Here is a 12333-nt window from a genome sequence, read left to right as displayed (position 1 = left end):
GTCAGCGGTCGAAGCGGTGGAAGGCGGAGGGCGTGGCGACGGCATCGAGCGGGACATCCCAGTCGGCGGCCTCGAGCGCGTCGGCCTGCTGCCAGCCATAGGCGATGCCGACCAGTCGCGGCGAGCGCTGTGCTGCGGCCGGGGCGCCGTCGCCGGTGCGCCGGAACGCGAAGCTGCGGTCGTACCAGCCGCCGCCTTGGCCGAGGCGATCGCCCTTCGCGTCGAACGCGAGCAGGGGCACCAGCACGACGGCGAGATCGTCGGCGGCGCGAAGCGGGCCCTCGGCGGGCTCGGGGATGCCATGGCGGTTGGGTTCCAGCGCCTGGCCGGCCGACCACTCGCGGAAGCGCAGGCGGCCGTCCTCGTGGAGCACCGGCAGGCACCAGCGCAGCGTGGCGGGAAGATTGGCCTGCACGGCATGCAAGGGCAACTCGCCGCCGACGGCCCAGTAGCCGGCGATGCGGCCTTCGAAGGCCGCGAGCTCGGGCAACAGGTGCGAGGCGACGGCGGCGGCCGCGTCGAGCCGCTCGCGGACGGGCAGCGCACGGCGGCGCTCGCGCATCGAGGCTCGAAGCTCGCTGGGGTTCAAGAAGACGTCCTCCGCCGTGCCGATGCGTGCGAAACGACCTTGATCCCGAGGATCAAGTGGGAGTGCAGTCACCGCGTTCAGGCTTTCCGCAACAGGGCGGACATGCACACCGGCGATGAAGCTGAATTCCCGGGCCGTATTTATGGGTCAAGGCGAAATGTTAGCGCACGCTGTCGAGCACAGCAGAGGACGCACGCAGAGTATAGCCGCCCGATGGCGTCGCCATGCCGTGACGGGCGTCGCGTCGCGACGTCGTCGTTCAGCGCGCTGAGTGGACGGCGAGCAGCGATTCGAGCTTGCGGTTGAGATCGGCGATGCCGCGCGAGAGCTCGCCGTCGCGGCCGTCGAGCTCGCGGCGGAAGGCGTTCGCTTCGGCGGCAAGGTTCAGCGCGGCGATCACGGCGATGCGGTCGAATGCCGCCATCTTGTTGTCGCCGCGGATGCCTCGCATCCGCGCATCCAGCAACTGTGCGGCGGACTGCAGGGACTCGCGCTCTTCCGGCGGGCAGCCGATGGTGAACTCGCGGTCGAGGATGCGGATGTTGACGCCCTCGCTCACGGGTTGGCCTCCATCGACTTCAGGCGCTGGATCATCGCCTCGACCCGGCTGCGCGCCTGTTCGTTCTTCGAGAGCAGCTGGGCCCGCTCGCCGGCGAGCTGCTCCTGCGCCTGCACCAGCCGCCGGTTCTCGTCGGAGAGGCGCTGCACGACCGCGACGAGGGCGTCGATGCGGGCGGCGAGCGTCGCGAGGTCGTCGCGCGGGTCGGGATGTCGGCTCATGGCGACATCTTGTTCGGCGGCGGGGAAAAGGGTCAAGCGGCGCTGGCGCCGCTCCGCGGGCCCTCGTTGCGGTCGCGCATGAAGCTGAACGCCTGCGGCGTCTCGAGCGGGCGTGCCAGCCAGTAGCCCTGGACCTCGTCGCAGCCCTGGCCGCGGAGGTAGCCCAGCTGGGCCTCGGTCTCCACGCCTTCGGCAACGACATGCAGGCCGAGCGAATGAGCCATCGTGATGATCGTGGCCGTGATGGCCTTGTCGTCCGGGTCGTCGGTGAGGTCGCCGATGAATTCCTTGTCGATCTTCAGGGTGTCGATCGGCAGGCGCTTCAGGTAGATCAGCGAGGAATAGCCGGTGCCGAAATCGTCGATGGCGAGGCGGACGCCGACCTCGCGAAGCTGGTGCAGGACCGCCAGCGTCTGCTCGGCGTTCTGCATGACCATGCTCTCGGTGACCTCCAGCTCGATGCGTCCCGGCGGCACGCCGGTTTCGGCGAGGATCTTGCGCAGCTGCTCCGCGAGCGGCGCGCGCAGCAGCTGCAGCACCGAGACGTTGATGCTGCAGGACACATCGACGAGGCCGTCGTCGCGCCAGTGGCGCAGCGTCCGGCAGGCTTCCCGCATCACCCATTCGCCGATGCCGAGGATCAGGCCGCTTTCCTCGGCCAGCGGGATGAACTCGACGGGGCTGACGTCGCCGAGCTCGGCGGACCGCCAGCGCAGCAGGGCTTCGACGCCGACGATGCGGTCGCTGCGCAGGCTGAGGCGCGGCTGGAAGACGAGGCGGAACTCGTCCTGCGCGAGCGCGCGGCGCAGGGCGGCGAGCAGGGTGGCGCGCCGGCGCGCCTCCGCGTCCATGGCCTCGTCGTACACCTCGAAGGTATTCCGTCCCACGGATTTCGCTTGGTACATCGCCGTGTCGGCGTACTTCAGCAGGTCGGTCGGCACCATCGCGTGGTCGGGGTACAGGCTGATGCCGATGGAGGGCGTGATGCTGACGTTGTGCCTTTCGTCGACCTCCAGCGGCAGGCTGAAGGCGGCGAGCAGTTCGCGGGCGAGGCGCCCGGCCGAATCGATGCTGTCCAGGTCCTCGACGATGATCGTGAACTCGTCGCCGCCGAGCCTGGCCACCGTGTCGGTGGGCCCGACGGCGGACTGCAGGCGCGCGGCAGCCGCTTTCAAGAGCCGGTCGCCGGCGGCATGGCCCAGCGAATCGTTGATGTCCTTGAAGTGGTCGAGGTCGATGAACAGCACGGCCACGCGGCTTTCCTGCCGGCGTGCGCGGATGATGGCGCGCGACAGCCGCTCGGAAAGCAGCGTCCGGTTCGGCAGGCCGGTGAGCGTGTCGTAGTTGGCGAGGTAGCGCAGTTCCTGCTCGGCGCGCTTCTTCTGCGTGATGTCGTTGACGACGGCGACGAAGTGGGTGCGCTGCTGGTTGGCGTCGGTGACTTCGGAGAGCTCGATCCAGCTCAGGAACTCGCCGCCGTCCTTGCGGCGCTGCCACATCTCGCCGCTCCAGTGGCCGCTGCGGACGGCGATGCTGCGGACGCGCTGGTAGAACTCCGTGCTGTGCTGGGATGAGTCGAGCAGGTTGGAGGCGAGGCCGAGAACGTCGCCCTCGCTGTAGCCCGTGATCCGCGAGAAGGCGGAGTTCACGGCCACGAAGGTGAAGTCGAGGTCGATCACCGAGACCGCCTCGCTCATGCTGCGGAATACCTCGTAGGCCACGCGAGTCTCGCGTTCGGCCCTGCGCAGCTCCTGGATGTCGCGCGTGGTGCCGCCCAGCTTCACGACCTTGCCGCTGGCGTCGCGCTCGGTGACCTTGCCGCGGGCGCGCACCCAGCGCCAGCCGCCGTCCTCGTGGCGGATGCGGTGCTCGGACTCGAAGGTCTCCGTCTCGCCGTTGACGTGGCGCTCGACGAGGCGACGCAGGCGTTCCACGTCGTCGGGATGGACCGCTTCCTCGCGCCACTTCGCCAGCGGCACGTGGTCCGGCGCGGACGCGCCGGCCAGGCGCTGGATGCCCTGCCGGGCGAGCACGCCGGTGCGCACGTCGAGTTCCCAGAACACGTCGCCCGAGGTGGAGAGGACGAGGTCGAGCTGCTGTTTCAGGCGGCGGACCTGCCCGAGGTGCTGGTCGTCCTCCGCATCGCGCCGACGCATCGACCGGGCCCACGCGACCACCAGTCCCAGCAGGGCCACGCCCAGCACGACCACCAGGAACCAGGCTTCGGCTGCGAGAGGGGCAGCAGGCATTGCGGGGGGGCGCCTCGGAGTCGCCGGCAGGAACGGCAGTGTACGCAGGGTGCGCATGGGCACCAAGGGCGACGGGCCGCTGCTAGACTGCCGCCATCGAATTCGACGGCGTGAAATGTCCGATTCCCTGCCCCCTTATGCCGCGGTCGCCGAGCAGATCGCCGCCCTGGCCCTCTCGGTCGATGCGTCCGAATTGCACGGTTCGCTCTGCGCCCTCCGCTGCGGGCACCCCCGCCGGGCCAACTGGCTCGCCGAGGCGATGGGTGACGACACCGTGCCGTTGCCGCCGGCCGCTTCGGCGCTCGGGCAACTCGATGCCGCCACCATCGAACAGCTCGGCGAGACCGACTTCGGCCTCGAGTTGCTGCTGCCGGACGACGATGCGCCAGTGGCCGAACGTGGCGAAGCGCTGGTGGCCTGGTGCCGCGGCTTCCTCGGTGGTGTGGGCTTGGCCGGCATCGAGCCCAAGTTGGGCGAGGAGGCGCGTGAAGCCTTGGGCGACGTTGCCCGCATCGCGGAATCCGACGTCAGCTACGACGATCCGGAAGCCGACGAGGAGGCGCTCGTGGAACTCGAGGAGTTCGTCCGCGTGGCGGCCCTGCTGATCCACGGCGACTGCCTCGCCGCCTCCGGCGATCGCAAGCGCCTGCACTGATGCCCCCGCCGAAGGCCCCGGCCGAGGTCGCGAAGGGCGAGTACCAGCGTCGTCGCCGCGCCCTGCTGCAGATGGCGCAGGACGACGCCATCCTGATTCTTCCGGCGGCGCCGGAGCGCATCCGCAGCCACGACACGCACCATCCCTACCGGCAGGACTCCGATTTCGCCTACCTCACCGGTTTTCCGGAGCCGGAGGCCGTGCTGGTGCTGGTGCCGGGCCGCGCCCATGGCGAGACCCTGCTGTTCTGTCGCGAGCGTCATCCGGAGCGCGAGCTGTGGGATGGCCCGCGCGCCGGCCCGGAAGGCGCCGTCTCGGCCTACGGCATCGACGACGCCTACCCGATCGACGACATCGACGAGATCCTGCCGGGGCTGCTCGAAGGGCGCTCGCGCGTCTACTACCACTTCGGCCGCGACACCGATTTCGACCTCAAGCTGATCGGCTGGGTGAACCGCGTCCGCGCGCAGGCACGGCAGGGCGCGCAGTCGCCGCACGAATTCCTCGAGCTGGGCCACTTGCTGCACGAACTGCGGCTGTTCAAGTCGCCGGCCGAACTGAAGCAGATGCGCTTTGCCGCCACCGTGGCGGCGGAAGCGCAGAAGGCTGCGATGCGCGCAACCCGCTCGGGCGGCCGCGAATTCGAGGTGGAGGCGGCGCTGTGGGCGGTGTGGCGCGCGAACGATTGCGTACCGGCCTACAACCCCATCGTCGGTGCCGGCCCGAACGGCTGTGTGCTGCACTACCGCGACAACAACGGCCCGCTGCGCGACGGCGACCTGCTGCTCTGCGACGCCGGCGCGGAGTTCCGCGGCTACGCCAGCGACATCACCCGCACTTGGCCGGTGAACGGCCGCTACTCGAAGGAGCAGCGGGCGTTGTACGACCTGGTGCTCGCGGCGCAGGCCGCCGCCCTCGCGCAGGCGGTGCCCGGCCGGCCCTATGCCGCGGTGCACGACGCGGCGGTCGAAGTGCTCACGGAAGGCCTGCTCTCGCTCGGCCTGCTCAAGGGCACGTTGAAGAAAGCGCTGGAAAGCGAGGCCTACAAGGCCTTCTACATGCACAAGACCGGGCACTGGATCGGTCTGGACGTGCACGACGTCGGCGACTACAAGGTGGCGGGCGAATCGCGTCTGCTCGAGCCCGGCATGGTGTTCACGGTGGAGCCCGGCCTCTACATCGCGCCCGACGCGAAGGTGCCGGCGAAATGGCGCGGCATCGGCATCCGCATCGAGGACGAGGTGCGCATCACCGACGACGACGGCGAAGTGCTGACCGGCGTCGTGCCGAAGGATGCCGACGCGGTCGAGGCCTGGATGGCGGGCTGAAGCCCGCGCCTCACATGTCGTGTTTGTTCAGCGCTAGGCCACGGGCCTGGTACTGCTTCCAGCGTTCGCGCAGCGGTTCGCGCGCCGCCGGGTCGGCGGGCACCACTTCCAGCACCCGTTCGAAGCCCTCGGGCACCGTTTCCGCCCGGAGGTTGATCACCATCGCCCGCATCGGCGCGTCGATGCCGGGCGGCACGATCAGCACGGGCACGTCGGCGTCGTCCTCGTCGAGCCCGGCGATCTGGTGCTCGATGAAGCTGTCCTCCTCAAACGACCACAGCAGGTCGTCGAGTTCTTCCGCCTGCTGCGCGGTGGCGCACAGCACCAGCGTGGGCTTGCCGGTGCCGTGGCAGCGCTTCGCGAGTTCGCAGGCGAGCAGCAGGGGCTGCTCGCGGAAGCGAGGCTTGTCGATCAGGTAGAAGTCGGCCCGGCTCACTTCGCCTGGTCGATCAGCCAGCGCGTCAGCAGGCCGACCGGGCGGCCGGTGGCCATGCCCTTGCGGCCTTCGTCCGAGGACGAGCCGGCGATGTCGAGGTGCGCCCAGCGCTGGCCTTCGGCGAAACGCGCGAGGAAGCAGGCCGCGGTGATCGAGCCGGCTGCCTTGCCCCCGATGTTGTAGACGTCGGCGTAGATCGAATCGAGCTGCGACTGGTAGTCGTCCCAGATCGGCAGGCGCCAGGCGCGGTCGTGCGCGTACTCGCCGGCGGCGAGCAGTTCCGCCGCGAGGTCGTCGTGGTGCGACATCAGGCCGGTGGCGTGCTTGCCGAGCGCGATGATCACGGCGCCCGTCAGCGTGGCGACGTCGACGAGGGCCTTCGGTTCGAAGCGCTGCGCGTAGGTCAGGGCGTCGCAGAGGATCAGGCGGCCTTCGGCGTCGGTGTTGCCGACCTCGATGGTCTTGCCGCTCATCGAGGTGAGCACGTCGGACGGGCGATAGGCGTTGCCGTCCGGCATGTTCTCGACCGCGGCGGCGATTGCGATCACGTTGATCGGCAGCTTGAGCTTCGCCGCGGTGAGGAAGCTGCCGAGCACGCTGGCCGCGCCGAGCATGTCGAACTTCATCTCCTCGATGCCGCCCTGCACCTTGAGGTTGATGCCGCCGGTGTCGAAGGTGATGCCCTTGCCGACCAGCACGTGCGGCTTGGCGTCGCCGCCGCCGTTCCACTTCAGCACGATGACCTTCGGGCGGTTGTGCGAGCCGCGGCCGACGGCCAGCAGCGAGCCCATGCCGAGTGCTTCGAGTTCGGCTTCCTCCAGCACCTCGACCTGCACGCCCTCGTTCTCGGCGGCGATCTTCCGCGCGGTGTCGGCGAGGTAGGCGGGGTTGCAGATGTTCGGCGGCAGGTGGCCGAGCTCGCGGGCCAGTTCGGTGCCGGCGGCGATGGCCTTGCCGCGATCCAGCGCCGCGGCGTCGTCGCCGGTGATCGACAGGGCCACGAGGTCCGGCGCGGGGCCGGCCTTGCGCGTGGCCGTGTAGCGGTAGGCCGCGTGGTCGGCGCAGGCCACGGCCTGCTCGATGGCGAAGCCGGCGTCGCGGCTTTCGATGGCCAGCTCGCTCAGGGTCAGCAGCGCACGCTTGGCCGGGGTGGCCTTCACGGCGCGCAGCGCGTCGCCGATGAGCTTCTGGTAGCCGGCGGCGTTGAGCTTGCCGGCCTCACCGGCGCCCACCACCAGCACGCGCGGCGCGGCCACGCCCGGCAGGTCGGTGAGCAGGGTGGTGCGGCCGGCCTTGCCGGGCAGGTCGCCGCGGGCATGAAGCGCCGTGAGGCGGCCGCCGCTGGCGTCGTCGATGGCCGCGGCGCTGGCGCTCAGGCGCCCATCGGCGTGGATGCCGACGATGACGGCGTCGGTGGCCACCGACGGGGCGGCGGAGAGGTTCAGGTCGAATTCGAGTGCCATCGGGGAGTTTCCGTAGAATGCAGCGCCTTGCCGGCATCGCCGGAAGGACAGGTCGGTGCCGAGGCACTGGCCGCCAGTGCGGCGGTGCCCCGTGGGGGCCGCGAGTGTAATCGATCCCGTGCGAGGACCGCCTTGACGACCCTGCAGCGTTACCTCGTGCGACAGCTGGCCGCGCCCACCGCGGCCACGGTGGTCGTGCTGCTGCTGGTCGGGCTCGGCGGCGTGTTCGCCGACCTTGTTTCCGAGATCGCGCGCGGCCGCGTGCCAGCGCCCCTGCTGTTCTCCCAGCTCGGACTGCGCCTCGTGTCCTACCTGCCGCTGGTGCTGCCGCTCGGCCTGTTCATCGGGCTGCTGATGGGCATCAGCCGCCTCTACCGCGACAGCGAGATGGCGGTGCTGTTCTCGCTCGGTCAGGGCCCCCGCCAGCTGGTCGGCCCCGTGATGGTCGTTGCAATGCCGGTGGCGGCCGTGATCGCAGCGTGCAGCCTGTGGTTGGGGCCGCTCGCCGAGCGCCTCGCTACCGAGGCGGTCGCGAACGCGAACCGCAGCTTCCTCGTCGCAGGCCTCGATGCCGGTCGCTTTGTTGAATTGCCGGGCGGGCGGGGCGTGGTCTTCGTCGGTTCGCTTTCGCCCGACGGCCGCGAGTTCAAGCGGCTCTTCGTGCAGATGCAGCGTGGTGATCGCGTCGACGTGATCACCGCGGTGGAGGGCGAGATGTTCGTCGATCGCGGCGGCCGTTTCCTCCGCCTGCGCGACGGCTTCCGCGCCGAAGGCCAGCCGGGGGAGCGCGACTTCCGCCTGCAGCGCTTCCAGGTGAACGAAGTGCGCTTGCCCGACGTGGAGAACGAGAACCGCAATCCGCTGGCGGGCCGCCCGACGCTGGCGCTGATCAGCCCCACGGCGACGCCGCGGGCCCGGGCGGAGTTCCACTACCGCATCGGCGTGCCGCTGTTCGCCGTCGTGCTGGCCCTCCTCGCCCTGCCGCTGTCGCGCAGCCCACCGCGGCAGGCGCGTTATGGCCGGATGATCGTGGCCACGCTGGCCTACGTCTTCGGCAGCAACCTGCTCATCCTGGGGCGCACGTGGCTCGGCAGCGGCCAGATCCCCATCCAGCTCGGGCTGTGGTGGCTGCTCGTACCGGCATTGGCACTCGCGATCTGGCTGGTGTGGCGTGACGGCGAGCCTCCGTTGTGGCGTCGCGGACCGGCGGTGCGCGCATGAGCGTCCTCCCGGTCCACCGCTGGTTCGTCGGCCGCTCGGTCCTGTTGACGGTGCTGGCCACGTGGGGGGTGCTCACCGGTTTCGCCATGCTCGGCGCCCTGATCGGCCAGATGGACGACCTCGGCAAGGGCGACTACGGGCTCGGCCATGCCGCGCTGTATCTCGCGCTGCAGACGCCGCGCCGGGCCTACGAGAGTTTCCCGATGGCGGCGGTGATCGGCACCGTGCTGGCGTTGGGGGCGCACGCCGCGAAGTCCGAGCTGGTGGCGCTTCGCGCGGCCGGCCTCTCGCCAATGCGCATCGGCGCGACGGCCCTGATGGCCGTGGCGATCGTGGTGGTGCCGCTGATGGCGGCGATGGAGATCGTGATCCCCGGTGCCGAGCAGCGGGCCCAGTCGCTGAAGCTGGCGGCGATGAAGCACGAGGTCACGCTGGCCGGTGGGGCCAACGTCTGGGCCCGCGAGGGCAGCGAGGTCTTCAACGCGCAGGGCGGCGAACGCCGGGTGGTCGAGGGTCGAACCGTGCTGGTGTTCAACCAGGTGCGCGTGTTTGCTTTCGATCCGCAAGGCCGCCTGGCCTGGATCCAGGAGGCCGACGAGGCCGACTACGACGAGACCCGTGGCTGGCAGCTCCGCGACGTCAAGCGCACCACGTTCAGCGCACGCAGCGTGGCGGTGGAGCAGTTCGACGTCCAATCGTGGGCGACGGCCCTGCGTCCCGGTGCCATCGAGGCCAGCCTGCAGCATCCCGACCTGCTATCGACGATGGCGCTGGGTGGCCGGATCGAGCAGCTGAAGCGCAACGGCCTCGATGCCGGCGTGCTGCTCGAGGCCTACTGGGCCCGCTGGTTCTTCCCGCTGACGACGCTGGCCCTGGTGTTCGCGGCGCTGCCGGTCGCCTTCGGGCAGCAGCGCAGTGGCGGCTTCGGGCAGCGGCTGTTCATCGGCATCGTCTTCGCGCTGGTGGCGCGGCTCGTCCAACCGATGCTGGTCAATCTCGCCAAGGCCTACCAGTGGCCCATCGTCCTCGCCTACGCGCTGCCAGTGCTGCTGCTGGTCGCGCTTGGCGCGTGGTGGATCCGCCGGCGCTGATCAGGGCACCGCAAGGCGGACGAAACGCGTGCCTGCGAGGCGGTCGTAAAGCGCCTGGCCTTCGCGGTCGAGCAGGGACCACAGCGGCCCGGCCGCCGCGATGGCCGCACCGATCCAGAACGGCAGCAAGCGCTCGATGCCGGGCAGGAGCGCGAACAGCTCGATGCCGACGATGGCCGGTACCGTCGCGAAGGCGTACCGACGCAGCAGCACCAAGCGCGAGGCCGGTGCCCCGTCGAAGGCGACCACTTTCAGCCGCCACGGGCGCATGCCCAGCGTCTGCCCACCGCGCGACCAGCTCAGCACGAAGTACGCACCGGCGGCGCTCCATGCGCCGGCCACGAGCAGTGGCGCCATCCAGGGCAGGTCACTGAGGTCCGGGTGGCCGAGGGCGGCGGCAATGCCGGTCACCACGGCGCCGAAGGCCAGCACCAGCGCGAACACCGGGAAGAGGTCGTAGACGAGGGCGAGCAGGCGCCAGCCGAGGTGGGCAGGCAGCGCCTGCGGGATCGAAACGGTCATGCCGCAAGGATACCGGCGCCCTCGGCTAGAGTGCCGCCATGAGCGACGCCCCCGTGGCCCCGCGCGCGCCGCGCCGGCCGATGACCATCGCCGAACGCCGGGTGCTCGGCGCGGACTGGCCCGAACTCCCGGCCGAGGACGCCGCCGACATCGAGGCCTTCCTGCGCCGCCACTGGGCGGAAACCGGCAGTGCGCGCGCCACCCAGGCGGCCTACCGCGGGGACCTGGTGCTGGCCGCGCGCTGGCTGGCCTCGCGGGGGCGCGGCGGACTTCGCACCGCAGCGCGCGCCGATCTGTTCGCCCTGCTGGAAATGCGCGCCGGCGCGGGCTATGCCGCCCGTAGCACGGCGCGACTGATGGCCGCGCTCCGCGCGTTCTTTGCCGACGCCCTGCGCCATCAGCGCGTCCCGGCCGATCCGACGGCCTTGCTCGAACTGCCGACCCTGCCGCGATCGCTGCCCAAGGCGCTCGCGGAATCGCAGGTCGAGGCCCTGCTGCAGGCCCCGGACCTCGGCACGCCGGCCGGGCTGGCCGAGCGCACCCTCCTCGAGCTGCTGTATGCCACCGGCTTGCGCGTCTCCGAGCTGGTGGACCTGCCGACCTTGGCCGTGAACCTCCGCCAGGGCGTGTTGCGCGTGCGCGGCAAGGGCGGCAAGGAGCGGCTGGTGCCGATCGGGGCCGAAGCGCAGCACTGGCTGGAGCGCTACCTCGCCGAGGCCCGGCCCGCGCTGGCGCGTGGCGCGACCGAGCGCCGCGCCAACCCGACGGCGCTCTTCCTCGGCGCGAACGGCGAGCCGTGGACGCGCCAGCAGTTCTGGGCGCGACTGAAGGCCTTGGCCGCGCTGGCCGGCATCGACCCGGCAAAGGTCACGCCGCACGGCCTCCGGCACAGCTTCGCGACCCACCTGCTGAACCACGGCGCCGACCTGCGCGTGGTGCAGATGCTGCTTGGCCACAGCAGCCTCTCGACCACGCAGATCTACACGCATGTCGCCCGCGAGGGCCTGAAGCGCCTGCACGCCGCCCACCATCCGCGCGGTTGAGCGGGCGGGAACTCGGCAGCGCGCTCACGGTCGGAGCCCGGGTGCTGTGATTCAATACGGCATCCGAGTCGCACCGCGGCGTCTGCCGCCCCCCCTCCTTCTCCCTGGAACGCCCATGCGCCGTCGCCTTGCCCCGCTGTCCGCTCTTGCCCTCTCGCTTGGCCTCGGCCTCTCGGCCTGCGCCCAGCCGGCGCCGCCGGCCCAGGCTGCGACGAGCACGCCGGCAGCGAGCGAGGCCGCGGTGCGCGCGACGTTGGCCGGCGCGCTGCCCGGTGCGGAGATCCGCCGCCTGCGCCCCGCGCCGATCGCCGGCTTCACCGAAGCCGTGGTCGCCGGTCGCGTGTTCTACGTGAGCAATGACGGCCGCTACATCATCGACGGCGCGGTCATCGACATACAGGAGCGCCGCAACATCGCCGAATCGGCGATGGACGACATCCGCGTCGAAGGCCTCAAGGCCATCCCGGCCTCGCAGCGCATCGTCTTCGCGCCGCGCGACCCGAAGTACACGGTGACCGTGTTCACCGACATCGACTGCGGCTATTGCCGGATGCTTCATCAGCACGTGGCCGAGTACAACGCGCTCGGGATCGCGGTGGAGTACCTGTTCTTCCCGCGCGCCGGCGAAGGCTCGGAGGGCTGGGCCAAGGCCGAGTCGGTGTGGTGCGCCACGGACCCGCGCCAGGCCATGACCGACGCCAAGGCCGGCAAGACCTTGCCGGCGGGCAACTGCGAGAACCCGGTCGCGGCGGAATACGCCCTCGGCCAGGACGTGGGTGTCAACGCCACGCCGGCAGTCTTTGCGGCCAATGGGGCCCAGCTGGGCGGCTATCTCGAGCCGCAGCGCCTGCTGGCCGCCCTCGAGGCGAACGCGGCCGCCGAGGCCGCCGCGAAGACCGCCACCGCCGCGCGCTGAAGCCCGTCCCGCCGGCGCCTCGTCCCTTCGGGCGGGGTGG

13 protein-coding genes and 1 other RNA gene are annotated in these 12333 nt (G+C 70.8%); 6 read left to right on the top strand and 8 right to left on the bottom strand.

What is annotated here, in order from left to right; genetic code table 11:
• Window position 1: 1 nt before the first annotated feature.
• From O9280_RS01360 to O9280_RS01340, 5 genes are all read right to left on the bottom strand, one after another.
• Entirely contained in the window at window positions 2-589 is a 588-nt protein-coding gene (locus O9280_RS01360; RefSeq protein WP_298337884.1) for a 5-formyltetrahydrofolate cyclo-ligase, read from the bottom strand.
• Between the two features lie 4 nt (window positions 590-593).
• A non-coding RNA gene (gene ssrS / locus O9280_RS01355) (6S RNA) lies at window positions 594-781 on the bottom strand.
• Between the two features lie 67 nt (window positions 782-848).
• On the bottom strand, window positions 849-1148 hold the full coding sequence (zapA, locus tag O9280_RS01350; RefSeq protein WP_298337882.1) for a cell division protein ZapA: 300 nt from the start codon (window positions 1146-1148) through the stop codon (window positions 849-851).
• Entirely contained in the window at window positions 1145-1369 is a 225-nt protein-coding gene (locus O9280_RS01345; protein WP_298337880.1) for a TIGR02449 family protein, read from the bottom strand. Before O9280_RS01345 ends, zapA begins: the two co-directional genes overlap by 4 nt.
• Window positions 1370-1401: 32 nt before the next feature.
• Window positions 1402-3618 carry an EAL domain-containing protein gene (locus tag O9280_RS01340; protein ID WP_298337878.1) on the bottom strand — a complete coding sequence of 739 codons (2217 nt, stop codon included), beginning with the start codon at window positions 3616-3618 and terminating at the stop codon, window positions 1402-1404.
• A gap of 115 nt (window positions 3619-3733) precedes the next feature.
• Between O9280_RS01340 and O9280_RS01335 the strand changes: the two genes are divergently transcribed.
• Together O9280_RS01335 and O9280_RS01330 are read left to right on the top strand one after the other, a co-directional pair.
• A complete protein-coding gene (locus tag O9280_RS01335; protein ID WP_298337876.1) occupies window positions 3734-4273 on the top strand; it encodes a UPF0149 family protein in 540 nt (179 codons plus the stop codon).
• The gene (locus O9280_RS01330) at window positions 4273-5601 is read left to right on the top strand and encodes an aminopeptidase P N-terminal domain-containing protein (protein WP_298337874.1); all 1329 of its coding nucleotides are present in this window, start codon (window positions 4273-4275) and stop codon (window positions 5599-5601) included. Before O9280_RS01335 ends, O9280_RS01330 begins: the two co-directional genes overlap by 1 nt.
• 10 nt (window positions 5602-5611) lie before the next feature.
• Here the strand turns inward: O9280_RS01330 and O9280_RS01325 are convergent, their stop codons facing one another.
• A complete protein-coding gene (locus tag O9280_RS01325) occupies window positions 5612-6037 on the bottom strand; it encodes a DNA polymerase III subunit chi (RefSeq protein WP_298337872.1) in 426 nt (141 codons plus the stop codon).
• Window positions 6034-7500, bottom strand: coding sequence for a leucyl aminopeptidase (locus O9280_RS01320; RefSeq protein ID WP_298337869.1), 1467 nt, complete (start codon window positions 7498-7500; stop codon window positions 6034-6036). Before O9280_RS01320 ends, O9280_RS01325 begins: the two co-directional genes overlap by 4 nt.
• A 132-nt stretch (window positions 7501-7632) precedes the next feature.
• Here O9280_RS01320 and lptF point away from each other — a divergent pair, with 132 nt between their 5' ends.
• Both lptF and lptG read left to right on the top strand, forming a co-directional pair.
• Window positions 7633-8721 carry an LPS export ABC transporter permease LptF gene (gene lptF, locus O9280_RS01315; protein ID WP_298337867.1) on the top strand — a complete coding sequence of 363 codons (1089 nt, stop codon included), beginning with the start codon at window positions 7633-7635 and terminating at the stop codon, window positions 8719-8721.
• Complete coding sequence (lptG, locus tag O9280_RS01310; protein ID WP_298337865.1) at window positions 8718-9812, top strand: LPS export ABC transporter permease LptG; 1095 nt, start codon at window positions 8718-8720, stop codon at window positions 9810-9812. Before lptF ends, lptG begins: the two co-directional genes overlap by 4 nt.
• On the opposite strand, the gene O9280_RS01305 is transcribed toward lptG, so the two are convergent.
• Window positions 9813-10334 (bottom strand): RDD family protein, encoded by a 522-nt coding sequence (locus O9280_RS01305; protein WP_298337863.1) that lies wholly within the window; start codon window positions 10332-10334, stop codon window positions 9813-9815.
• An 80-nt stretch (window positions 10335-10414) separates the two neighbouring features.
• On the opposite strand from O9280_RS01305, the gene xerD reads away from it, so the two are divergent.
• Window positions 10415-11377, top strand: a complete 963-nt coding sequence (xerD, locus tag O9280_RS01300) for a site-specific tyrosine recombinase XerD (RefSeq protein ID WP_298338360.1) — start codon at window positions 10415-10417, stop codon at window positions 11375-11377.
• Window positions 11378-11492: 115 nt separating this feature from the next.
• Window positions 11493-12293: a DsbC family protein gene (locus O9280_RS01295; protein ID WP_298337861.1), complete on the top strand. Its 801-nt coding sequence runs from the start codon at window positions 11493-11495 to the stop codon at window positions 12291-12293.
• Window positions 12294-12333 lie beyond the last annotated feature (40 nt).

This window comes from Silanimonas sp., assembly GCF_027531545.1.
Taxonomy (GTDB): Bacteria; Pseudomonadota; Gammaproteobacteria; order Xanthomonadales; family Xanthomonadaceae; genus Silanimonas.
This window is presented reverse-complemented; position numbering and strand designations above follow the sequence as displayed.

Coding starts and splice junctions, on each gene's coding strand:
- lptG (WP_298337865.1), top strand. CDS start 8,718: ATGAGCGTCCTCCCGGTCCACCGCTGGTTCGTCGGCCGCTCGGTCCTG.
- O9280_RS01330 (WP_298337874.1), top strand. CDS start 4,273: ATGCCCCCGCCGAAGGCCCCGGCCGAGGTCGCGAAGGGCGAGTACCAG.
- O9280_RS01305 (WP_298337863.1), bottom strand. CDS start 10,334: ATGACCGTTTCGATCCCGCAGGCGCTGCCTGCCCACCTCGGCTGGCGC.
- O9280_RS01335 (WP_298337876.1), top strand. CDS start 3,734: ATGTCCGATTCCCTGCCCCCTTATGCCGCGGTCGCCGAGCAGATCGCC.
- O9280_RS01345 (WP_298337880.1), bottom strand. CDS start 1,369: ATGAGCCGACATCCCGACCCGCGCGACGACCTCGCGACGCTCGCCGCC.
- O9280_RS01320 (WP_298337869.1), bottom strand. CDS start 7,500: ATGGCACTCGAATTCGACCTGAACCTCTCCGCCGCCCCGTCGGTGGCC.
- O9280_RS01340 (WP_298337878.1), bottom strand. CDS start 3,618: ATGCCTGCTGCCCCTCTCGCAGCCGAAGCCTGGTTCCTGGTGGTCGTG.
- xerD (WP_298338360.1), top strand. CDS start 10,415: ATGACCATCGCCGAACGCCGGGTGCTCGGCGCGGACTGGCCCGAACTC.
- O9280_RS01295 (WP_298337861.1), top strand. CDS start 11,493: ATGCGCCGTCGCCTTGCCCCGCTGTCCGCTCTTGCCCTCTCGCTTGGC.